This is a genomic window from Pseudorhizobium xiangyangii, from assembly GCF_020531965.1.
GTDB classification, from domain to species: Bacteria; Pseudomonadota; Alphaproteobacteria; order Rhizobiales; family Rhizobiaceae; genus Neorhizobium; species Neorhizobium xiangyangii.
In genome coordinates this window covers 138,681-160,827 of record NZ_JAJAWH010000005.1, presented here as the reverse complement: position 1 = coordinate 160,827, position 22,147 = coordinate 138,681, and the positions used below count along the sequence as shown (strand labels likewise).

At 60.9% G+C, this 22,147-nt stretch carries 27 protein-coding genes and 1 tRNA gene; 10 read left to right on the top strand and 18 right to left on the bottom strand.

Going from position 1 to position 22,147, the window contains the following annotated elements; translation table 11 throughout:
• Positions 1–2 precede the first annotated feature (2 nt).
• Both LH464_RS06265 and LH464_RS06260 read left to right on the top strand, forming a co-directional pair.
• On the top strand, positions 3–791 hold the full coding sequence (locus LH464_RS06265) for an ATP12 family chaperone protein (RefSeq protein WP_226785509.1): 789 nt from the start codon (positions 3–5) through the stop codon (positions 789–791).
• Positions 792–846: 55 nt separating this feature from the next.
• Positions 847–1,341 carry a hypothetical protein gene (locus LH464_RS06260; protein ID WP_226785508.1) on the top strand — a complete coding sequence of 165 codons (495 nt, stop codon included), beginning with the start codon at positions 847–849 and terminating at the stop codon, positions 1,339–1,341.
• A gap of 7 nt (positions 1,342–1,348) precedes the next feature.
• Here LH464_RS06260 and sugE read toward each other — a convergent pair whose 3' ends face one another.
• From sugE to lipB, 9 genes are all read right to left on the bottom strand, one after another.
• A complete protein-coding gene (sugE, locus tag LH464_RS06255; RefSeq protein WP_226785507.1) occupies positions 1,349–1,663 on the bottom strand; it encodes a quaternary ammonium compound efflux SMR transporter SugE in 315 nt (104 codons plus the stop codon).
• Between the two features lie 155 nt (positions 1,664–1,818).
• Positions 1,819–2,652, bottom strand: coding sequence for an S-formylglutathione hydrolase (gene fghA, locus LH464_RS06250; RefSeq protein WP_226785506.1), 834 nt, complete (start codon positions 2,650–2,652; stop codon positions 1,819–1,821).
• Entirely contained in the window at positions 2,649–3,113 is a 465-nt protein-coding gene (locus tag LH464_RS06245) for a YaiI/YqxD family protein (RefSeq protein WP_226785505.1), read from the bottom strand. Before LH464_RS06245 ends, fghA begins: the two co-directional genes overlap by 4 nt.
• Before the next feature lie 91 nt (positions 3,114–3,204).
• On the bottom strand, positions 3,205–3,396 hold the full coding sequence (locus tag LH464_RS06240; RefSeq protein ID WP_226785504.1) for a YegP family protein: 192 nt from the start codon (positions 3,394–3,396) through the stop codon (positions 3,205–3,207).
• Positions 3,397–3,476: 80 nt separating this feature from the next.
• A complete protein-coding gene (locus tag LH464_RS06235) occupies positions 3,477–3,929 on the bottom strand; it encodes a GNAT family N-acetyltransferase (protein ID WP_226785584.1) in 453 nt (150 codons plus the stop codon).
• A 5-nt stretch (positions 3,930–3,934) separates the two neighbouring features.
• Positions 3,935–5,062 carry an S-(hydroxymethyl)glutathione dehydrogenase/class III alcohol dehydrogenase gene (locus LH464_RS06230; protein WP_226785503.1) on the bottom strand — a complete coding sequence of 376 codons (1,128 nt, stop codon included), beginning with the start codon at positions 5,060–5,062 and terminating at the stop codon, positions 3,935–3,937.
• 114 nt (positions 5,063–5,176) lie between these two features.
• Positions 5,177–5,884, bottom strand: a complete 708-nt coding sequence (locus tag LH464_RS06225) for a hypothetical protein (protein ID WP_226785502.1) — start codon at positions 5,882–5,884, stop codon at positions 5,177–5,179.
• 106 nt (positions 5,885–5,990) lie between these two features.
• Positions 5,991–6,908: a DMT family transporter gene (locus tag LH464_RS06220; protein ID WP_226785501.1), complete on the bottom strand. Its 918-nt coding sequence runs from the start codon at positions 6,906–6,908 to the stop codon at positions 5,991–5,993.
• Between the two features lie 69 nt (positions 6,909–6,977).
• On the bottom strand, positions 6,978–7,697 hold the full coding sequence (gene lipB / locus LH464_RS06215) for a lipoyl(octanoyl) transferase LipB (protein ID WP_226785500.1): 720 nt from the start codon (positions 7,695–7,697) through the stop codon (positions 6,978–6,980).
• Between the two features lie 190 nt (positions 7,698–7,887).
• Here lipB and LH464_RS06210 point away from each other — a divergent pair.
• Positions 7,888–7,972, top strand: a tRNA-Leu gene (locus tag LH464_RS06210).
• An 83-nt stretch (positions 7,973–8,055) separates the two neighbouring features.
• Positions 8,056–8,484: an OsmC family protein gene (locus LH464_RS06205; RefSeq protein ID WP_226785499.1), complete on the top strand. Its 429-nt coding sequence runs from the start codon at positions 8,056–8,058 to the stop codon at positions 8,482–8,484.
• Here the strand turns inward: LH464_RS06205 and LH464_RS06200 are convergent, their stop codons facing one another.
• Both LH464_RS06200 and LH464_RS06195 read right to left on the bottom strand, forming a co-directional pair.
• Positions 8,485–8,982 carry a BON domain-containing protein gene (locus LH464_RS06200; protein WP_226785498.1) on the bottom strand — a complete coding sequence of 166 codons (498 nt, stop codon included), beginning with the start codon at positions 8,980–8,982 and terminating at the stop codon, positions 8,485–8,487.
• 62 nt (positions 8,983–9,044) lie between these two features.
• Positions 9,045–9,542, bottom strand: coding sequence for a peptide deformylase (locus LH464_RS06195; protein WP_226785497.1), 498 nt, complete (start codon positions 9,540–9,542; stop codon positions 9,045–9,047).
• 320 nt (positions 9,543–9,862) lie between these two features.
• Between LH464_RS06195 and mgtE the strand changes: the two genes are divergently transcribed.
• The gene (gene mgtE / locus LH464_RS06190) at positions 9,863–11,278 is read left to right on the top strand and encodes a magnesium transporter (RefSeq protein WP_226785496.1); all 1,416 of its coding nucleotides are present in this window, start codon (positions 9,863–9,865) and stop codon (positions 11,276–11,278) included.
• A gap of 66 nt (positions 11,279–11,344) precedes the next feature.
• Positions 11,345–11,731, top strand: a complete 387-nt coding sequence (locus LH464_RS06185) for a MerR family transcriptional regulator (protein ID WP_226785495.1) — start codon at positions 11,345–11,347, stop codon at positions 11,729–11,731.
• 7 nt (positions 11,732–11,738) lie between these two features.
• On the opposite strand, the gene LH464_RS06180 is transcribed toward LH464_RS06185, so the two are convergent.
• Together LH464_RS06180 and LH464_RS06175 are read right to left on the bottom strand one after the other, a co-directional pair.
• A complete protein-coding gene (locus tag LH464_RS06180) occupies positions 11,739–12,722 on the bottom strand; it encodes a heparan-alpha-glucosaminide N-acetyltransferase (protein ID WP_226785494.1) in 984 nt (327 codons plus the stop codon).
• Between the two features lie 24 nt (positions 12,723–12,746).
• Positions 12,747–13,445, bottom strand: coding sequence for a DUF599 domain-containing protein (locus tag LH464_RS06175; protein WP_226785493.1), 699 nt, complete (start codon positions 13,443–13,445; stop codon positions 12,747–12,749).
• A gap of 563 nt (positions 13,446–14,008) precedes the next feature.
• On the opposite strand from LH464_RS06175, the gene LH464_RS06170 reads away from it, so the two are divergent.
• Both LH464_RS06170 and LH464_RS06165 read left to right on the top strand, forming a co-directional pair.
• Positions 14,009–15,409, top strand: a complete 1,401-nt coding sequence (locus LH464_RS06170) for an L-serine ammonia-lyase (RefSeq protein ID WP_226785492.1) — start codon at positions 14,009–14,011, stop codon at positions 15,407–15,409.
• A 65-nt stretch (positions 15,410–15,474) separates the two neighbouring features.
• Positions 15,475–15,912, top strand: a complete 438-nt coding sequence (locus tag LH464_RS06165; RefSeq protein ID WP_226785491.1) for a DUF1489 family protein — start codon at positions 15,475–15,477, stop codon at positions 15,910–15,912.
• 6 nt (positions 15,913–15,918) lie between these two features.
• On the opposite strand, the gene LH464_RS06160 is transcribed toward LH464_RS06165, so the two are convergent.
• From LH464_RS06160 to LH464_RS06140, 5 genes are all read right to left on the bottom strand, one after another.
• Positions 15,919–16,188: a hypothetical protein gene (locus LH464_RS06160; protein ID WP_226785490.1), complete on the bottom strand. Its 270-nt coding sequence runs from the start codon at positions 16,186–16,188 to the stop codon at positions 15,919–15,921.
• A gap of 117 nt (positions 16,189–16,305) precedes the next feature.
• Positions 16,306–17,772, bottom strand: a complete 1,467-nt coding sequence (locus tag LH464_RS06155; protein WP_226785489.1) for an SPOR domain-containing protein — start codon at positions 17,770–17,772, stop codon at positions 16,306–16,308.
• Between the two features lie 113 nt (positions 17,773–17,885).
• Positions 17,886–18,647, bottom strand: a complete 762-nt coding sequence (locus tag LH464_RS06150) for a hypothetical protein (RefSeq protein ID WP_226785488.1) — start codon at positions 18,645–18,647, stop codon at positions 17,886–17,888.
• 182 nt (positions 18,648–18,829) lie between these two features.
• Positions 18,830–19,441 carry a transglutaminase-like cysteine peptidase gene (locus LH464_RS06145; protein WP_226785487.1) on the bottom strand — a complete coding sequence of 204 codons (612 nt, stop codon included), beginning with the start codon at positions 19,439–19,441 and terminating at the stop codon, positions 18,830–18,832.
• A 528-nt stretch (positions 19,442–19,969) separates the two neighbouring features.
• Entirely contained in the window at positions 19,970–20,581 is a 612-nt protein-coding gene (locus tag LH464_RS06140) for a PilZ domain-containing protein (protein ID WP_226785486.1), read from the bottom strand.
• Between the two features lie 215 nt (positions 20,582–20,796).
• Between LH464_RS06140 and LH464_RS06135 the strand changes: the two genes are divergently transcribed.
• The gene (locus tag LH464_RS06135; protein ID WP_226785485.1) at positions 20,797–21,540 is read left to right on the top strand and encodes a rhomboid family intramembrane serine protease; all 744 of its coding nucleotides are present in this window, start codon (positions 20,797–20,799) and stop codon (positions 21,538–21,540) included.
• 148 nt (positions 21,541–21,688) lie between these two features.
• Complete coding sequence (locus tag LH464_RS06130; protein ID WP_226785484.1) at positions 21,689–22,123, top strand: CBS domain-containing protein; 435 nt, start codon at positions 21,689–21,691, stop codon at positions 22,121–22,123.
• The last annotated feature ends 24 nt before the right edge of the window (positions 22,124–22,147 follow it).

Here is a 22,147-nt window from a genome sequence, read left to right as displayed (position 1 = left end):
TCATGCGTGAACTTTTCGAACTCCCTGAGAACCTGAGCCATCCCGATCCGACACGCCGGGCCCAGATCCAGATGAAGCGGCCGCTGCCGAAGCGCTTCTACAAGGACGTGACTGTCGCCGAGGGTGAGACGGGCTACGCCATTCACCTCGATGGCCGGCCGGTCAAGACCCCGGCCAAGAACCCGCTTGTCGCACCGACTGCGGCATTGGCCGATCTGATGCGCACAGAATGGGACGCACAGGCAGAGGTGGTCGACCCGAACACCATGCCGGTGACCAAGCTGGTGAACACTGCGATCGACGGCGTGGCTACCGACCCGCAGGCTGTCTTCGAGGATATCCTTCGGTTCTCATCCAGTGACCTTCTCTGCTACAGGGCGGATACCCCAGATGAGCTGGTGGCGCGCCAGACCGAGCGGTGGGACCCGCTGATCGACTGGGCGGCCAACGATCTCGGTGCCCGGTTCACCCTGATCGAAGGCATCATGCCACAGGATCAGCCGCGCGAGGCGACCGCCGCTTTTGCCGTGACGCTCCGCAAATACGATACGCCGATCGAACTTGCCTGTCTCCATACGGTGACGACCTTGGCAGGGTCCGCGATCCTTGCGCTGGCTTTTGCGGAAGGCCGGCTGACAGCGGACGAGGCGTGGTCTCTGGCCCATCTCGACGAGGACTGGACCGAGGAGCATTGGGGCGTCGATGCCGAGGGCGCCCAGCGCCGCGCCAAGCGGTATGAGGAGTTGCAGGCGGCCGCTGCCGCTTTCCTCAGCGTTCGGCCGGCGGTTTAATCCTTCGCTAACGCTGTCGGGACCATGATGCGGAAAATCATTTCCGGATCTCCCGATGTCCCGCCGAGCAAGCCAGGTTGCCGCCACAGTCATAGCAGCGCTGTTGCTGATGTCGTTCCGGCTCGACAGTTCGGCAGGTCGAAACGAGGCGCTGCTTTACGACGTGCGGGGCGCTTTCGTCGCGGCGAGGGGAGAGATCTCCCATCCGCTGGTCACCGAAACGGACCGGCTCGTCAACGAGGCTATTTTCGCCACTGTACGGTCGATCACGCTGCCACGGGCCGTGTTGACGGTAAGGATCGAACGTGTGGCGCGCGTGCCGGTCGTGTTCGGCCAGAAGGCCGAGGCCACCGTGACCGTCGAGGCTGTTGCCGTCGGTAACGGTGAAGTCATCGCTGCTGGCAACTTCGGTGTCTCGGCCTACTCGATGCGATCGGGCGCCATTGACGGACTGCTGGCCGACCGGATCGCCGAGCGCGTCTCGCGCGAGTTCCGGCTTGGTGGCGAGCGTCGTACGACCCTCGCCACGGCTCTTTTTCCCGGTCGCTAGGGCGAAATCACGCCGCCAGTTTCAATCCGACGATACCCGCGACGATCATGGTGATACAGCCGATCCGCACCGCCGTGGCCGGTTCGGCAAACAGCACGATGCCGAGGATCACCGTTCCGACCGTACCGATGCCGGTCCAGATCGCGTAAGCGGTTCCGAGCGGAAGCGTCCTGACGGCGAGGCCGAGAAGAAAGATTGAAATGACCATCGCGATGACGGTCAGAGTGGTGGGAAGGGGGCGGGTGAAGCCCTCGGTATATTTGAGGCCGACCGCCCAGCCAATCTCGAAAAGACCAGCAAGTACAAGAAGAATCCAGGCCATTACCTTACTCCGTTTCATAGGAGCGAGGCCGTCCCCGCGATCGTTTCCGGATGAGAAATCCGGCGGCAGCCGTCTGCCTGTCGTTGATATGGTTCACCCATCGCGATGAAGCAAGTGCTTTCCGGCATATCTGACATGCCGAAAAGCGACATTCGTCAGCGCAGTCGCTCCGCGTGCCACTTCAGGTGGTCGTCCATGAAGGTTGAGATGAAGTAGTAGGAATGATCGTAGCGTTCATGCATGCGCACGGTCAGGTCGATGCCGGTATCCTTGGCCGCCTCCTCGAAGAGCCAGGGGCGCAGGCCACTTTCCAGGAAGCCGTCGGCCTTGCCCTGGTCGATCAGGAATTCCGGGAAGCGCGCACCGTCTTCCACGAGCGCGCAGGCATCGTACTGCCGCCAAGCGGCACGGTCCGGCCCGAGATACTTTTCGAACGCATCGACGGACCAGTCGGCGGTGGAGGGCTGTACGATCGGGGCGAAGGCAGAGCAGCTCTTGAAGCGGTCAGGGTTCTTGAGCGCGATCGTCATGGCGCCGTGGCCACCCATGGAATGCCCGAAGATGCCCTGGCGGTCCATGTCCATGCGGAAATGCTGGCTGGCGAAATTCGGCAGTTCCTCGGTGATGTAGCTATACATCTGGTAGTGCTCGGCCCACGGCTTTTCCGTCGCATCCAGGTAGAAGCTGGCACCCTTGCCCATCTGCCAGTTCGTCAGCTCGTCGGGCACGTCGTTGCCGCGAGGGCTGGTGTCCGGGCAGACGATGATCAGGCCGAGTTCGGCAGCCATGCGCCGGTACTCGCCCTTTTCCATGACATTGGCATGGGTGCAGGTGAGACCGGAAAGATACCAGAGGACGGGGCAGGGCTCGGCTATCGCCTGCGGCGGAACGAAGACGGCGAAGGTCATTTCGCAGTTGCAGGCTTCCGACGGGTGGGCGAACACGCCTTGCATGCCGCCGAATGCGGTATTCTGGGAAAGGACTTTCATGGCATATCTCCGGAGGATTTGAGACTTGCGGCGCGGCGACAGAGCCTGTCCAGCGTCTCAAGGAATTTCGATCGGTCGCGTGGCGAAAACGCGGCGTTGTAGCCCTTGCTCTCGCCGGTCTCCCGCAAATGTGCTCCAAGGTCGCGCATGGCGCTCGCCATGCCGATATTGGTCTCGTCGAATACCCTGCCGGTCGGACCGGTCACCAGTGCACCCGCCGCGACGCAGCGTACGGCGAGCGGCACGTCGGCGGTGATGACGATATCTGCCGGTCCCGCGCGCTCGGCGATCCAGTCGTCCGCGGCGTCAAAAGCGCCCGAGACGATGATGTTCTTCACCATCGGGTCCCGCGACGGGCGCAGGCCGGAATTCGCGACAAGCGTCACCTCCACGCCATGCCGTTCGGCAACCTTCAGGACTTCCGGTTTCACCGGACAAGCATCAGCGTCGACGTAAATCAAGGATCAGGAACCCATATGTTTAGGTAAAAGACTTGCATCGTGTACGACGCAAGTCTCCAAATTTGGTTGACGCGGCAACCTAAACCGAGCGTCAGGCCGTTGCGGCGGCTGTTTCGTCCACCGTGCTGGCGCCCGGTGCGTTCTTCTTGATGGATTCGATGGCCGACATGGCCGATGCCTTGGCTTTGTAACCTTCCGACAGGAACATCACTTCGCCGTTGGATGCCTTGAAGCGGAAACGGAACTCGCCCTTCTTGTCCTTGTATACTTCGAACTTGTACATGCCTATTCCCCTCCTCCATTAGGAAACCCGATGATAAATGGAGGAAGGGGAATTGCAAGCATGGGCATTCGGGCCGGGAATCATGCCGGCTGCCGCACCATGTCCACATGCGGAATGCCGTCTTCGATATACTCTTCCGAAATGCGCTCGAAGCCGAGCGAACCATAGAATTTCTGCAGATGGCTCTGGGCCGAGATCTCGATCGGTTCACCCGGATAGGTCTTTTCGCAGGCGGTGATCGCCTCACGCATCAAGGCTTCACCCAGCCGCTTGCCACGATGGTTCGGCGAAACCGTAACGCGGCCGATGCGCGGATGAGCGTCCGGCACCGGGCGCATGAGGCGGGCGCAGGCCAGAAGGTCCGCACCATCCAGAAGCCGCATATGCAGGCTGTCGGGGTCGAAGCCGTCGAGTTCGGGGTAGGGGCAGTTCTGCTCTACCACGAAGACGTCGATGCGCATTTTCAGCATGTCATGGAGATCGAGTGCGGAGAAATCTTCCAGTCTCCGCACATCGACACGATAGGCAGGCATTGTGGTCAATAAACCACCACGCCGCGGATGCTTTCGCCCGAATGCATCAGTTCGAAGCCCCTGTTGATGTCCTCGAGCGGCATGGTGTGGGTGATCATCGGATCGATCTGGATCTTGCCCTCCATGTACCACTCGACGATCTTCGGCACGTCGGTGCGGCCACGCGCGCCGCCGAAGGCCGTACCCATCCAGTTGCGGCCGGTGACCAGCTGGAACGGACGCGTCGAGATCTCCTGGCCGGCGCCGGCGACACCGATGATGATCGACTTGCCCCAGCCGCGATGTGAGGCCTCCAGCGCCTGGCGCATCACCTTGGTGTTGCCGGTGCAGTCGAACGTGTAGTCGGCACCACCGATGAGATCGCCGTTGCGCTTGGTCATGTTGACCAGATAGGGCACGATGTCGTCGCCGACCTCCTTCGGGTTGACGAAATGCGTCATGCCGAACTTCTCGCCCCATGCCTTGCGGTCCGGGTTGATGTCGACGCCGATGATCATGTCGGCGCCGGCAAGCCGCAGGCCCTGCAGCACGTTGAGGCCGATACCGCCGAGACCGAAGACGATCGCGGTCGAGCCTATCTCGACCTTGGCGGTGTTGATCACCGCGCCGATGCCGGTGGTGACGCCGCAGCCGATGTAGCAGATCTTGTCGAACGGCGCGTCCGGGTTGACCTTGGCAAGCGCGATCTCGGGCAGGACCGTGTAGTTGGCAAACGTCGAGCAGCCCATGTAGTGGTGGATCTTGTCCTTGCCGATCGAGAAGCGCGACGTGCCGTCGGGCATCACGCCTTGGCCCTGCGTGGCGCGGATCGAGGTGCACAGATTGGTCTTGCGCGAGGTGCAGGAATAGCACTCGCGGCATTCCGGCGTGTAGAGCGGGATGACGTGGTCGCCCTTCTTCACCGAGGTGACGCCCGGACCGACATCGACGACGATGCCGGCGCCCTCGTGGCCGAGGATGGCCGGGAACAGGCCTTCCGGATCGGCACCCGACAGGGTGAAATCGTCCGTATGGCAGATGCCCGTCGCCTTGACCTCGACCAGCACTTCGCCGGCGCGCGGGCCTTCCAGCTGCACGGTCATGATCTCCAGTGGCTTGCCAGCCTGAACGGCTACCGCGGCGCGCACATCCATTGATTTTTCTCCTGTATTCGAATCCGCGCACTTTCGCATGGCACGAGACGGGGCTCAAGCAACAACGCGGCTGCCTGACGCCTAATGTTCCCGACGGCGGTCGAACGACGCGGATCAGGCCGCGTGATGGGCGACGGACTTCTCCTCGGCGGAGCGTGAAAGCCAGTTTTTGGCACTGATGGCGGGCGGCGGCTGAACCTTTGGAGCGAGTGCCATCATCTTGTGCCATCCGGGATGATGTTCCGCAGGTGTGGCGAGAGCGTCTATCGCCTGCAGGACCAAAAGCTCACCGCGAGACAGATGCACGCAGCCGCGATCCACGCCACCTCGCAGAACCCGCCAAATGAAGGCCAGATCTGATTTCGTCACGGCGTTTTTGCCTCGCCGCCGGTAGGCATAGGCACCTCGCGGCTCCGGCAGGAGCGCGAGCCGCACCTGGTTGAGCGCCGTAACCGACAGGAATTTCGGAACCTCGCGCGCCGCCTCCAGGACCCGTAACAGAATGTCGAGTCCGGTTCGCGTGCGTACGGCCCCCTGATCAGTCAGGCCTTCAAGCAGCCATCCGGCCGTCGCGCCGGAAACGGAGCCGGGCTGAGGCTGGCGCCAGACGACGAAGTCTGTGACCGCTTCGACAAGGTAAGCCGTCCATTCGGGACAACGGGTGGTGCAGCATTCGTCGAGGGCTATGGCCATGGCGGCCTGCTGGCGATTGCCTATTCCCTCAGGCCACATGTGTCGACGCATGTGCCCGACATCATCGGGCGTAATTTGACCCTTCCCGGCGACGAGACATGCCGGAAAAGAAAAGCGCATATCGCTCATCTTTCATCTCCGTTTCATCATGAAACTGAGCAGCGACGTCTAAGCTCCACGTCTTGATGGAGTGCAAACAGACGCTCTTAACGACGCATGACGGAATTTGATCAAATTATGCAGGATGTTCCGCTCTGACACGCTCGCGCCAGATGATGAAAAGCCCGGAAGCAACGATGATGAGGATGCCGAGCCATTTTGACGGCGTCGGGAAGTCGCCGAACAGCGCATATCCGAGGATGGTGGCCGAGATGATCTCGAAATACTGGAATGGCGCGAGAAGCGAGAGTGGCGCCATGCGGAAGGCGCGCACGACCAGCAGGTGAATGTAGCCGGAGAGGGAGCCGAGGAGAATCAGCAGGATCAGGCCGAGCGAAGAAGCGGGCAGGGAGATTTCGAAGTCGGCCTCGCCAAGCCCGTTGCCGATCAGGAGGGCAGCCCCCATGAACAGGGTTCCCCCCACTCCCGCAATCGTCTGCATGGTCAGCGGCGAATCGGCATCGCCAAGAGCGCGGTTGAGGAAGAGGTAGAGGGTGAACAGGAAGGCGCAGGCGACCGGCAGCAGGGCCGTCCATCCGAAGATCGCCCAGCTCGGCTGGATGACGATCATCGCGCCGCCGAAGCCCACCGCGATGGCGAGCCAGCGCCGCCAGCCCACCTTGTCGCCGAGAAACAGCGCCGACATCATGGTGAGCATGAACGGCTCGACGAAGTAGATTGCGAAAACGTCGGCGAGCGGCATGTATTTGACGGCGATGAAGAACATCAGGCTTGCCGCGGCATGCAGGGCCCCGCGCAGAAGGTTCATCCAAGGGCGCTTGGCGCGAAAGATGGAGCCGCCAACCAGGAAGAGCAGTGGCAGCGTACAAACGAGCTGGAAGAAGAAGCGGTAGAACGTCACCTGACCCGGCGACATCCCCTCGAATGTCGACATGTATTTGGCGATGGCATCCATCATCGGCAGGACCACCATGCAGAAGGCCATGAGGCCCATGCCGGCGGCGTGATTCTGAGGTGAAGAGATGGGGGACATGCTGGCGCTTCCAGAGGGAGCGCCATTTCTTCCATAGCCGCTACAAGGCAACAAGGTCGATAACGGCCCTTACCGTTCGGTGATTGTTGCTCCGAACACATCCTCGAAGGATTCGCGCAAACGCATGTCGACGTCCGTCATCATCACCGGCAGACCGAGATCGACGAGGCTCGTCACGCCATAGGCGCTGATTCCACAGGGAACGATCCCGGAAAAATGCGACAGATCCGGATCGACGTTGATTGAAAGGCCATGGAAGCTCACCCAGCGGCGAAGCCGGATGCCCAGCGCCGCGATCTTGTCCTCAGCCATCGTGCCATCAGGCAGGAGCGGCTTTTCCGGCCGCCTTACCCATACCCCGACGCGATCTTCGCGCCGTTCGCCTTTCACATTCATCGAATCGAGCGTGCGGATCACCAGTTCCTCGAGGGCCGCGACATAGGCGCGGACATCCTGCCGGCGGCGCTTGAGATCCAGCATCACATAGGCGACCCGTTGGCCGGGGCCATGATAGGTGTATTCCCCGCCACGGCCGGTCGAGAAGACCGGGAATCGCTCCGGTTCGATCAGGTCTGCCGCGTCGGCGCTCGTGCCGGCCGTATAGAGAGGTGGATGCTCCAGAAGCCAGACCAGCTCGTCGGCAGTGCCGTCTGCAATTGCCGCTACCTCGCGCTCCATCTCCGCGACGGCCTCATCATATGCGACCAGACCATCGGAGATTCGCCAGCGTACCGGCGCCGAACCGGGCGAGGCATGCATGATGTGTTCGAGGTCGGTGCGCGCCAGCATGTGGACAATCCTTTTTATCGTCTTGTGCCAAAAGCCGTCAGAGCCTGCAAGATAGGGCGAATGGGCACCTTTCCATATAGGGGATCGGCCCGAAGATTTTTATCCTTCAAAAATCTGTCACGGCGCCCTTGTGCCCGCAAAATCCTTTTGCTACATGCTGCTCCGCCGACGCAAGTTGGCCTACCACGATGCGGTCGTGGCGGAATTGGTAGACGCGCAGCGTTGAGGTCGCTGTGGGGCAACCCGTGGAAGTTCGAGTCTTCTCGACCGCACCAAAAGAAACCCGCTTCGGCGGGTTTTTTCTTTTCTACTCGGCATTTTATCGCCGTTCCCTCAAGCAATGTCTGAGGAGCATGCCATGCCAGGACTCAAGGTGAAGCAACGCGCGACCGGCGCCAGCGCATCGGTTGGGCGACACGGCAAGGCGATGGTCGAAAGCGCCACGGGCGGACGTATCGAGATTGCAACCGCGCCTTCGGAAGCAGGCTTCAACCCGCTGGATCTCGTCTATTCGTCGCTTGCGGCTTGCCTCGTCCTCAGCGGCAGGATTGCCGCCAGTCGACTGGGGTTGCTCGACAAGCTCGCGGAAGTACGGGCGGAGGTCGCGGGAGAAAAGGCGCAGGATGAACCGTCCCGAATCGCACGCATCCGCATCACATTTGCCGTGGACGGCGATCTCGACGATCAGCAGAAACATGCAATCGCCGTCATGGCAGAGGAAATCTGCACCGTAAGCAATACGTTTCGGGATAGCCCGGAACTTATCCTTGCAGTGCAGCAGTCCTGATCAGTCGTCGTCGGGAATGTGGCTGTCGACCCCGGCGAGCTGGAGGTTGTTGACGACGCGGCGAACGCCGGCAACGCCTTCCACGGTGGCGGCAATCCGGCGGGATAGAGCCGCGTCATCGACCGTGCCTTCGATCGTCACCGTTCCCTGATCGGCGTGGAGGTCGATGGCGTCCATGGTAACGTCGTCGAGATTTTCGATTGCCTCGCTGACCCGCTCTTCCAGATCGTCGGCCTCTTCGAGGCCTTTGGTAGCCGGTCGGACACTATCCTGTAGTCTGTCTTCCCGGCCGTCCGCATCCACGCCATCGACATGGTAGCCGCGATTGCGCTCGCGGTCGAAATTGGCGCTCGGATCTCCGTAGGCGGCATTTTCGACCGGCTTGGCGCCGGCTCCGGCAGCATCCGCATAGGGCCAGCCCTCGTCGATATTGCGGGTATCGTAGTCGCGATAATCCTCTTCGCGGCTGGTGCTGCTCGGCTTGCGTTTGACCGCCATTGGAGATCTCCTTCCGATTGTTCGCCTCCATAACGTCCCGGGAGGCGAATGGTTCGAAATGATCAGCCTGCAGTCTGTTTCTGCCACTTGCGGACAAGCCGGTCGCGCTTCAGCCGCGAAAGTCGCTTCAGCCAGAAAACTCCATCCAGCTGATCGATCTCGTGCTGGATGCAGATGGCGTAGAATCCGCTGGCTTCTTCTTCGTGCGCGACACCATCCAGATCCTGATAGCGAAAGCGGATCGACGATGGCCGCTCCACCTCTTCCAGAGCGCCGGACATCGACACGCTGCCTTCCGTATGCACCTTGGTCTCGTCGGAGTGCCAGAGCAGCTCCGGGTTCACGTAGGTTCGTGGGGCCAGCCAGTCGGGGAGTTCCAGCACGACGAGGCGGGTGAGAACACCCACATGGGCCGCTGTGATCCCTACGCCGGGCGCGGCGCGCATCGTATCCAGCAGGTCCCCGGCCAGTTGGCGAAGAGCGTCATTGAACACAGTGACCGGCAGGCACGGGCTGGATAGGCCGGGATCGGGGTATTTCAGAATGGAAAGTACTGCCATGGAAGCGTCCCCGGGGTGGTTTGGTCTCGCCGGGCCACGTATCCCGTTAATGGTGCTTCCGACAAGGTCTATGTAATCCCGGGAATGCCGGGTGCTTGATGGCGGATTTAGGCGAGGCGATCCCTTCAGATGCGGGCTCCTAGGCTCGTTTTGCTTGCCGTTCAGGCCGTTCGACGGTGATGTGAGATGGAGTGCTGGACCCGGCCCGTCGATTCGTCTAGCAGGGGCAGGCGGCAGGCGCCGCACTCCTATCCAGTTGTTGACATTATGGTTCTCGACGCCATTCTCCTGCGTCGAACGATACCAGGCGAGGGCCCAAGATGAGCCACATCGACGAAGAAGATCGCTCCCGCCGGACAGAAGAAGTCGCCGAAGACATTTATGCCGAGGATGGCTCCGTGCGCGCCGATTTTCTGGCGCTGGTTGGTGCGGCGATCGCCGATCGCGATGTCCTCTATCTGCGCCAGCATGTCGCGCGGCTGCACGAGTCCGAGCTTGGCGACTTGCTCGAGGCGATCCAGCCGGAACAACGCCTGGCGCTGGTCAGGCTGCTGGGGGCCGACTTCGACCTGACGGCATTGACCGAAGTCGACGAGGCGATCCGTCTCGAAATCGTCGAGCAGATGCCGAACGCGCAGATCGCCGCTGCGATCGGCGAGCTGGATTCGGACGATGCCGTCTACATTCTCGAGGATCTCGACAAGGAAGACCGGGAAGAAATCCTCGCGCAACTGCCGTTCACCGAGCGGGTACGCCTTCGCCGTGCCCTCGACTATCCCGAGCAGTCTGCCGGACGTCGCATGCAGACGGAGTTTGTGGCGGTGCCGCCGTTCTGGACGGTCGGCCAGACGATTGACTACATGCGCGAGGATGCGGATCTGCCCGAATCCTTCACGCAGATCTTCGTCATCGATCCGACGTTCAAGCTGCTTGGCATCGTCGACCTCGACCGCATCCTGCGCACGAAGCGGCAGGCTCGCATCGAGAGCATCATGCGCGAGACCAGTCATCCGATCCACGCGGAGATGGACCAGGAAGAGGCGGCGCAGCTCTTCGAGCAATACGACCTCCTGTCGGCCGCCGTGGTCGATGAGAACGGCCGGCTCGTCGGCGTGCTGACCATCGACGACGTGGTCGACGTCATCCAGGAAGAGGCGGAAGAAGACTTCATGCGCATCGGCGGTGTCGGTGACGAAGAACTGTCGGATTCGCTTCGGGAAACTTCGCGTTCGCGCGTGCCATGGCTTGCGGTGAACCTTATTACCGCGTTTCTGGCGGCCTCCGTGATCGGCATTTTCGATGCGACGATCGAGAAGATCGTGGCGCTGGCCGTTCTCATGCCCATCGTGGCTGGAATGGGCGGCAATGCGGGGTCGCAGACGATGACGGTGACGGTCCGGGCACTGGCAACCCGCAGTATCGACATCCACAATGCCAGCCGCATCATCCGCCGTGAAGCGGGTGTCGGGCTTCTTAACGGGGTCCTGTTCGGCATCCTGATCGGCGTTGTCGCAGGCATATGGTTCCAGGACGCCAACATCGGCGGTATCATTGCGGTGGCGATGCTGATCAACATGATCGCGGCGGCGCTTGCAGGAATCATGATCCCGCTGGTCCTCGACAAGGTCGGCGCCGACCCTGCGGTGTCGTCGGCGGTTTTTGTGACAGCGGTAACCGATGTAATTGGATTCTTCGCCTTTCTCGGCCTGGCGACCTGGTGGTTTGCGGCCGTCTGACGCACCAAAAATTGACTGTTACGTAAAAGTCAATTACCGTCATAAGCCAGGAACAGGACTGTTGCCGTGAATAAATATTATTCCATCACCGAACTGACGCGGGAATTTGGCGTATCGACCCGCACGCTGCGGTTCTATGAGGACGAAGGGCTGCTTCAGCCGGAACGGCGCGGGCGTACGCGCCTGTTTCGAACGGCAGACCGCCGGTTGTTGCAGGAAATCCTGCGCGGCCGACGCATCGGTTTCACGATCAATGAAATCCGCGAGATCATCCAGGTCTACAAGGAGCCACCGGGCGAACTTGGCCAGCTCAAGCTGATGATGAAGCGCATCGACGAGAAGCGCGACGAACTGCGCCAGAAGCGCAAGGACATCGACGAGACGCTCGAGGAGCTCGATAACGCCGAAGAAGCCTGCCTGACGCGCCTGGCAGAAGTCGGTGTCAGCACCTGATCCCCGATCACTCGTTGCCGATGGCGCATTCCTGGGCGATCGACAGGACACGTTCGTCCGTCTGCGGGTTGACGTTGCCGGCCTGCATCGGCTCCAGCAGCGACTGTGCCGCAAGCGCTTCCATCGTGCAGCTGCAGAAGCTTCTGCACAGAGCCTCCTCGTTTCCACCCGCGACACAACCCGTTTGGCAGCTCTGCATGTAGCTTTGCCTCGGATCCGGCTGCGGCGGTGGACTGACGAGCGAAAACAGGTAGACGACTGCGATCAGTACCGGCTGATGGATAAGGTAGATGAGAAGGCTGTGCCGACCGGCCTTCGACAGCAGATTGCTCCTGGTCTGGACGCGGGCAAGCGATGCCAGCCATTGACGCTCCATCGCCACGCGGCAGAGAGAAATGCCCGCAAGCAGTGCAGCCAGCCACGGGAACAGTGGGACGAAATCGTTCGAGCGTGGCGGCGTTTCCGCAAGACCGGTCCAGGCCAGCCAGATGGGGTTGAAGAGGCTCGAACGGATGGCGCCCGGTGCCACATGGCTGTCGATGACCATCAGCCCGACAATGAGCGCCGCAGCAGTGCCCGGGACGAGTGCGGGAAGGCGCACGAAGGCCAGCCCGACAAGGCTGGCTGCGGCGATGCTGTGCAGGATGCCGAAGAAGATCCACTCATTGGGAATGGCGACGAACGTGGCGATGCTGATGGCTGCCGCCGCGCCAGCGACATAGCTGAAACGCTTCCAGAAGGAGCGCCATCGAATGGCTTTAGCATGGGCCAGCACGAGACTTACGCCGGCCAGGAAGAGGAATGAGCTCGCGATTGCGCGAGCGTAGATCCTCCACCATCCCTGCGTGGCTGTGCCGGGGTCTAGATAGCCGAAGAATTCGAGGTCCCAGGTGAAATGATAGGAGGCCATCGCCACGAGGGCGATGCCGCGCAAGCTGTCGATCAGCGTGATGCGGTGCAGGGCAGGCGTACTATTGTCAGCAAGCGTCAAGGCGGGTCTTTCTCAGGCCAGCGGCTATCGCCCATTTTCGTCCATGATCGCGCGCCGTGCTTCGGAAAAGAACTGGCGGCGGGTCAGGACGGAGATGACGAACACCGTCGTGAGCATGAATATATAGGGCCCGGCAAACCATCCGAGATAGCCGATGGACAAAAAAATGGTCCGCAGGCCGGCATTGAAATGCTTTGCCGCGATCGTGTTCATCCGCACGACCTGATCGGCGGCCCTGCGAGCCCGTTCCGGGTCCGCTTCGGTCTCTTCCACCATAGGCAGTGCACCGAAGAGGATGGTGCAGTAATTGAACAGCCGGTAGGACCAGCCGAACTTGAAGAAGGCAAAGCCGAACATTACCGTCAGGCCGGCAACCTTCAGTTCGAAGACCGTGCGGCCGCCATAGGCGACGAATGGAAACTCGCGGAAAACGGCCTCCACCTGGTCGGTTGCGCCGAGCAGCGCAAAACACCCGCCGAGTGCGAAGATCGATGTCGAGGCAAAGAAGGCGGTGCCGTTCTGCAGGCCGGCCATGATCTGCGTGTCGATCATCTTCAGGTCGCGTTGCAGCGAATTGTAGATCCAGTGCTGACGGCGTTCGGCCATGGCCTGGTTGAGGCTGGAACGAGGGAAGTAACGGGCGCCGCGACCCGCCGTTATCCAGGAATACGCCAGCCAGAGAAAGGCGAATAAGCCGAAGGCAATGTAATCAGCTGTCGTCATTCGAATCCTCAAAGGGCGAGTTCTTCCGGGTATGCGTCACATCTGCCGACCCGGCAAGTCCTCCGGGGTTAACCCTTTGGGCGAAAATCAGGCTGGCCTATGCGGTGCGGAAGCTCTATATCGCCCGCCGACGAGGCTCGTGCCATGCGTTCAACGAATGGCTGAGTTGTGAACTTGCCTTGTTTCCGCCTTTTTTTGCAATTGCGAACGCCAGGTGATTTTAATATATCGTTCACCATGGCCGCCTCTCATGGCGCTGCGTTATTTGTATCCAACCGGAGTCATTATGGAAGATACCATTCAGAAGTCCTGCTGGGCCGTTACCTTCAAGGCGCTCGCAGGATTTGCCGGGGTTTTGGCGCTCGCCTATCTCTTCGGCACCATCTGATTTATTCCGACCCCAATAGAACAGCGATTTTCCGGAAACAGCGTGGTATGCCTACCGCGCTGTTTCCGTTTTTGGCGACGACATGTCGCTGAAGCCAAACCGCATGTCGGGGCGCCGCCGCACCCGGCCGGATCGCTGACGTAGCTTCAGCAGGTGTACCGGGAGTAGATCCAGCATGTTCCTGTCCGTTTTCGATGTCTTCAAGATCGGCGTCGGCCCGTCGAGTTCCCATACGATGGGGCCGATGTCGGCTGCAAACCGCTTCCTGGCGCTTATTCTGTCGGATGACTGGCCGCGGCCGTCCGGCGCGCGGGTGGCCGCCATAAAGGTGAGCCTGCACGGCTCGCTCGCATATACAGGCATCGGCCACGGAACGGGCAGGGCGGTAATCCTCGGATTGACCGGCGAAGAGCCGCATACGGTCGATCCCGACACCATGGATGCAATGATCGCCGAGGTGGAGCGGACTGGCCGCGTGATGCCGACCGGCCATCCGGCCTATGCCTTCCAGCCAAAAGACGACCTCGTCTTCGACAAGAAGCAGCCGCTGCCCGGTCATGCCAACGGAATGACGTTCTCGGCCCTCGATGCGGACGGCCGACTGCTGTTGAAGCGCATCTATTACTCCATCGGCGGTGGCTTCGTCGTCACCGACACGGAGCTGGAGGCGATGCGTTCTGCCAAGAAACAGGCGGGCGGTCCGCGCGTGCCCTATCCCTTCGCGACGGCGAAGGAGATGCTCGAAATGTCTCGCCGCGCCGGACTGACGATCGCTCAGATGAAGCGGGCGAATGAGGAAACCAAGATGTCGCCCGGGGACCTGGATGCCGGCATGGATCGGATCTGGGAAGCGATGAGCGGCTGCATCGACCGCGGCCTGAAGGTCGACGGCATCATGCCGGGAGGGCTGAACGTGCGGCGGCGGGCGCGTGCGATCCACGACAAGCTGAACGAGGAGTGGCGCAGCAATCGCCTCAATCCGCTGCTGGCCAACGATTGGCTGAGCGTCTACGCGATGGCGGTGAACGAGGAGAATGCCGCTGGCGGCCGCGTGGTGACGGCCCCGACGAACGGTGCGGCCGGCGTCATCCCCGCCACCATTCGCTATTTCCTGCATTTCCACGAGGATGCAACCCAGGACGACATCCGGACATTTCTGCTGACGGCGGCGGCCATTGGCGGGATCATCAAGCACAACGCGTCAATCTCGGGCGCGGAAGTGGGCTGTCAGGGCGAGGTGGGGTCTGCGGCCGCCATGGCAGCCGCGGGTCTTGCCGCGGTCATGGGGGGCTCGCCCGAACAGATCGAGAATGCCGCCGAGATCGCCCTCGAGCACCATCTCGGCATGACCTGCGATCCGATCGCCGGTTTGGTACAGGTGCCCTGCATCGAACGGAACGCGCTGGGAGCGGTCAAGGCCGTTACGGCCGCGTCACTCGCCATCAAGGGAGATGGCACCCATTTCGTCCCGCTGGACGCCTGCATCGAGACCATGCGGCAGACCGGCAATGACATGAGCGAGAAATACAAGGAGACGTCCACCGGCGGCCTTGCCGTGAATGTGGTGGAATGCTGAACGCTACGACGCATCGGTGCGTCTTCAGCGCTTGACCTTCGGCGCCTTTAGGATTTGAAGGGGTCATGGCACTTCATATGATCAAACTGTGCGTCGGCGCGGATTCGCTCCAGGACCTGAGGGACTGGGTGACGGAGCGGTCGATGATGGCGCTTGCCGCAGGCCTCGAGCCGCATTCCATCCACACCACCCGTATGGTGCCGAAGCGGATCGATGAGCTGCGCGACGGCGGATCACTCTACTGGGTCATCAAAGGGCAGGTCATGGCGCGGCAGCGCCTGCTCGACCTGCGTAGCGTCACGGGAGCGGACGGCATCTCGCGCTGCGAGCTGGTGCTAGGCCCTGAGGTGATAGAAACAATGCCGCAACCGAAGCGACCATTCCAGGGCTGGCGTTACCTGAAGGAAGAGGAGCGTCCGCTGGACCTGTCGGGACTGGGCGAGAGTGTCGCCGCAATGCCGGAAGACCTGCGGCGCGAACTGGCGGAACTGGGGTTGCTCTGACGACGATCAGCGAATGCGCAGTCGGATCGGGGACCGGCCACCATAAGCCCCGACGTGCAGATGAATATCGGTTTCCGGCTGGGAATGGCGCCATGCGCGCGCGCCATGGCTGAGAAGCAGCGCAACCAGATCGCGCGTGCGACCTTTGGACTTGCTGAGCCCCGTACCTGCCAGACGCATTGCTGCCTCGTGCAAGGGGTGAAGGGCAACGCCGCGCGCTCTTGCCGGTCGTCCTGCGCCAAAGGGAGAATTGGCACTATTCTCATAAACCGTCATCTTAGGCCTCGTAACACAATACAAAATCGAGGTTGATGCGGGCCTTGTCCTGCCCGTGGTCCGGCGCTGGCAAGCGCAGCGCCGGTATCTTTTCGTTCGAGCTCGTGCCCGAGATGATCACTGCATCGACGCCCAGCAGTTGACGCCCTGCTTCTTCAACGCCTTGCAGGTGTTGACTGCATCTTTCTGGTCGCCAAATCCGCTGAAGCGGGCACGATAGAGTTGCCCGCCATCGGCGTTGACGGCAACGGTAAAAGGTTTGGCGGAACGCAGAACCTTGCCGCCCTTATCCTGCGCCTTCTGCAGGAGTTCGCTTGCCGCCTTCTCGTTTGGAGAGACGCCAACCTGGATAACCCATCCGGACACGGTCATTGCCGGAACCTGGCTTGTCGTGGACGCAGTGGTGACATCATCCACCTCGCCAGACGTGTCGCCCTGTTCGGCAGCGCCGACATCCTGGCGCGGCAGGTATTCGGGTGCGGGCGTAGGGGTGGCAACCGCCGTGAGCGCCTTCATGGCATCGCCCTGGCGCTTGCCAGCGGAAGGTGCGGCATAGGCCGAGGCCACCTGCTGCTCGTCATAGCGTACCTGAGGAACCGGGCCGCTGCGCGGCAGGTCGAAATCACCCATTCGGTTTGCAGCCGCAACCGCATTGCCGACGGGAGCCGAAGGAGATTCGGCAATCAAAGCTGCGCCCTTGCCGCCACGCGAGGATGCCTTGGGCAGGTGCTGCGTGATGAGCTTGCGCATCTGGGCGTCGCGGCTTGCTCCGCTGCGTCCGCCGATGACGACGGCGACGATCGAGCGACCGTCTCGTTCCAGCGACGTAACGAGGTTGAAGCCGGAGGCGCGAATATAGCCTGTCTTGATACCGTCAACGCCGTCAATCGAGCCGAGCAGGCGATTGTGGTTGCCGATGGTCTGCTTGCCGAATTTGAAGCTGCGGGTGGAGAAATAGCCGTAATACTGCGGGAAGTGCTGGCGCAGAGCCATGCCAAGACGGGCCTGATCGCGGGCCGTGGTCATCTGGGCGGTATTCGGGAGGCCATGAGCATTCCGGTAGGTGGTGCGTGTCATACCCAGGGCGCGCGCCTTGTTGGTCATGATCTGCGCGAAACGGGATTCGGAGCCGCCAAGAAACTCACCAAGCGCCGTGGCAACGTCGTTGGCCGATCGGGTGACGAGAGCCTGGATGGCCTGCTCCACCGTGAGCTTGCCGCCTGCACCGACGCCGAGCTTCGACGGGGGTTCCTTGGCGGCATTGGCCGAAACAGGAACCCTGGAGTCGAGGCGGATACGCCCGGCCTCGAGAGCTTCGAAGGTCAGGTAGATGGTCATCATCTTCGTGAGGGAGGCGGGGTAGCGCAGGCCATCCGGATCCTCGCCGTAGAGAACCTTGCCGGTTTTGGCGTCGACCACGATGCCAGCATACTTAGGTGCGGCGTGGGCCGGCTGAACCGACAGCGCGATTGTAAATGCAAGCGCAATGAAGAGCCCGAGAACCAACTCGTATGACTTTCCGCACCACTTGCGAGACAAGGTTGAAAAAATTGCGTTCGCCACTGTCGCACTCATCGCTTGCATCAATAATTAACCTTCCGGACGCGTCCCCGCCACGAGCCGTTGGTGTCAACCTAGGCCAACAGCGTTACCAAGAGGTTTATGATGAACGGTAGCCTTCTGAAATGAATCGCATTTTAGAGGGAATTTCCGCCCGTTCCCGGTATGCCGCCCGACAACCGTTCTTCGACAAAAGCCGAAATAGCGGCATCAATATGGTACCAATCCTTCAAAACAGCCGCCGAGAACCGGTAGAGTACGGAAAGATCGCGGCCGACCCGGATGTCGCGCTGGCAGTCGCCGCCCGTGGCCAGTTGTGCCTCTACGGGAACGAGGCAGCGCACGACATAGTCAGGCATTCCGTCGCGCTTGGCGGTGTAGATCACCTCGTCCCGGTAGCCGCTGTCCGCGCGCAGGCGGTGCATGGTCAGCCCATGCGGCGCGGGCAGGGGCGCACCCTCGAACATGTGCGAGTAGATGGGACCCAGCCGCCCCGACATATCCCGTGTCATTGTGCCCTGTGACAGTTGCAGGAACAGCAGGTGGCCCGGACCCGTGATGGAATTGAACTGCGCCTTCAGGTCGTCGCGATATCCCTCAAGCCCCGGCCAGGTGAGGTAGAGATCGACCCTCTCCGTCGGTCCCGAGTGTCGCTGCTCCCTGTTGCGGATCGTGTTGGCTGCCAGAGCGATTGTGTCGGTGCCGATCTGGACGCTGAAGACTTCCGGGCTTGCCGTGTGCCCCCCCAGAGCCATGTGTTCGCCGTACCAGCGTCCTGCGAGGCTGATCGCCACTGTCACGGCGGCAAGCAGGGCGATGATCGCCGTCAACCGATAGAGAAAACGGTTTGAGATCAGCGGAACGTCGTCGTCTGCAGAGGGCTCGGTATGAACAGTCATGGATCTCGCTCCAGGCTCCCGTCCGGTGGCTTTGAGGGCGGCGGAACAACATCAGCATGAGGCATCAAGCTGGCGCGGGACTGGAAGGGCTGATGTGGCCGATAGTGTTGCCGCCAAACGGATAACTGCCCGTCCTGCGGGGACAGGACGGGCAGTCATTTCGCTGGCGATTGGGGTATTGATCAGTAGCCGACGCTGCCGACCGCGGTTGCACGGCCATCCTGCAGTTTTACCCAGCGGCCCGGGTGATCGGACGCCTGGCGCTTGAGGAATGTGTATTCGGTCTCGGACCACAACATGACCTGGCTGCGCATGTTGTCGAGAACGAAATCGCCACGGTCGGTGCGGACGGTGAGGACGGCGTGGCCTTCGCCGTTCGGCTGCAGAACGACGGTGATGAGAAGGTCCGAAGCGTTGAAGCCCTTGGCCATCAGCATCTTGCGCTTGAGGAGTACGAAGTCTTCACAATCACCGACCGTACGCGGATAGGCCCAGCGCTCCTCGACGCCGTAAATTTCCTGATCGGTGAGGGGCTCGATGGTGGTGTTCACCGTGTAGTTGATGTCGAGAATTGTGCGCCACTTGTCTTCCGTCAGCGTCATCGACGAGCTCGGTTCGACAGAGAGGGGTGTGCATTCGCTGCTGTAGACGCGGCAAAACTCGTAGTGACCGATCGGCGGGTTGGCCTTGCCGACGATTTCCATCGCTGCTGGCGTAGCGGACGAAGACCCTGCCGCCAGCAATGTGAAGAAGACGGTGGCGATAGCGGCGCTTATTCCCTTGCGAAGTGTCATGTTCTCGTTTCCCCGTTGTGAGGGGAAGATGACAGGCGGGGTTTGATGGCGCGCAAAATTGCGTAGTAAAATCAAATGATTATTTGAAACGAAGTTTCAGAAAACTCGCATCAAATACGCAGAAAATTTTCGTAAAATTTGAATCAAATTTGTCCAGGTTTCGATGCAAATTGTCCCGTGACCGATAACGCGGAAGCCGCGAGGCATCCGTCTGAGCCCCGAAGTTCAAGGCATCGCCGAACCAGGTGATTAACGGTGAGCGAGTGCAATGCCGATCATCCTACGGTGCGAGGAGGCTGCGATGCCTCCTCTGCAAGGCGTTCTGGCTCCGCTGGACCGCGCCGAGACGCCTCCTCGGCGTCGAAACAGGCCGGTATCGACGCGGCGGAGTCTCAAATTTTTTCTCGAAACAGGACGTTTTTTTTGGAGGGCTGTTCCGAAACGATGCAAAATCGCCGCCCGGATTTGGTCTAAAACGGAAAAAGACGGCCGATGGCCGCCTTTTCGTTCTGGACATATCTATGGAGGCTAGAGGAATTCGCGCAGAGATTCCCGTGACTGCACGCTACCAAACTCCACTGCGACACCTTCCATGAAGTGTCGAATGACCTTGCCGCGCATGCTTCCGAGACGAACCGGCGTGCCGAGTGGCGGACGAATGTCGATATCTACGGCTGCCCCGGACAGCGAGAGGTCCATGAGGCGGCAGCTATATCGGCTGCCGTCATCGAGCGTAATCTCGATGTTCGTCTGGCGGGGTGTGAGACGGTCGTGCCGGCGATCTTCGGGAAGCCCCAGCTCATGCTTGTTGGCGATCCAGGTCAGTTGCGCGGCCAGTTTTTCACGCTTGCGGTCGGTGGCGTTGATCTGCATCGAGAAGCCGGAAGTGCCGACCTCCGTGACACGGCCCTCGATGCGGCCGAGATGGTCGAGATAGGCTATGACGCGCTCGTTGATGCGGGGGCGCCCAATGCAGGTGAATTCCACATCGCCTGGAGACATCTGGACGGCCATGCACGGATACTCTTCCCGGTCGGCGAGCATGAGCCGACCGTCCACCTTGATGCCGACCCGCTGAAAGGCTCTGGCTGCCGGAGGCTGCTGCTGTGCCGAATTCGGGGGCGTCTGAAATGAGTACATAGATGGCAATCCTGTCTACAGGTTACCCATCGATACCTTGTGCTGGTTAACATTGGGTATTTCAGGTTGCGTTTACCGCAATATCAAGCGGATCGGCGGACGTTTCGGTTCCCGTCTCCGTTGTCATTGCAAGGCTCGCGACTTCGACGAAATCCGGGCTTCTTTTATTGGGGCGGGGTGCTCTATATGGCTGCAGGCAAAAAAAGGGAACGGCAATGGTGCAGCAGCGGGATTGGGCAGAAGACGGCGGCGAGGTTTTGAACGAACGTCCGCCTCGGCAACCCGTGTTCAATATGCCGGGTATCCTCGTTCTGACGATTCTGCTGCTGGTGGCGCTCTATGTGGTGGAAGCGCTTCTGATGGACGACGAGCAGCGCAGCCAGCTCCTTTTCTACATGGCTTTTACGCCCCTCCGCTATGTCTACCCGTTGGCAGCGCAAGGTCTGGAGTGGCTCTGGACACCGGTCACCTATTCGCTGCTGCATGGCGGTGTAGAGCATCTGGTCTTCAACACCCTGTGGCTGATGGCATTCGGCGCGCCTGTCGTCAGGCGGATCGGCGCGACCCGGTATGTGCTGTTCTGGGTCCTCTCGGCCGCGGCTGCAGCATTCTTCCACGCCGGGTTACACTGGGGCGGTCAGACCATCCTGATCGGCGCTTCCGGTGTCGTTTCGGCGCTGATGGGCGCGGCGTGCCGATTCGCCTTTCCGGCTCGCGGCGGCTTCAACAGAATCTACGGTCACCTTTATCCAAGGCAGTCGATCCTGGGGTCGTTGCGCAATCGTACGGTCGCCGTGTTCACGGGTCTCTGGTTTTTCGGAAACATCCTCATTGCTGTCGGCCTGCCGCTGGTGGGGAGTGATGTCGGCGAGATCGCCTGGGACGCGCATATCGGCGGCTTCCTCTTCGGTTTTCTTCTCTTCGGCTTCTTCGATCCCTTGCCCGCCAGAGATCTGTGACAGCACGCCGGCATGAGAGACAGTTGCATTCGTTCCAAAGCGAAGGCACCATCTGTTGTAGCACTTTTGAATTTGCGCATCGTACTTCCGAAACCCAACCCGGTTTTCAGGTGCGATGCGCGAGCAACTGGTTTGCGAGGAGAAAGCCATGTCGATCATCGTCAAGAACATGCTGGACGCCAAGGGACGCGACGTCGTCACCGTTACGCCGGAAAAGACCGTGCTTGAGGTCGCTGCGGTACTGAACGAGAAGCGTATCGGTGCGGTGGTCGTCACGGGGGTCGAAGGCCGGGTGACGGGAATTTTCACGGAGCGTGATGTCGTCCGGGCGCTGGCTACCAAGGGTGCAGCCGTCCTGGAACAGCCGATTTCGTCGGTCATGACAGTCACCGTGCAACGCTGCCGCGAAGAAACGACGGTCAATCAGCTGATGGAAATGATGAGCAGCGGCCGGTTTCGCCACGTACCGGTCGAAGAAGGCGGCCAGCTCGTGGGCATCATTTCGATCGGGGACGTCGTGAAGTCACGGATCCGGGAAGTGGAGCTGGAGGCCGAACAGATCAAGGCCTACATCGCAGGCTGACAGATGCATTGTATGGTTCGCTCG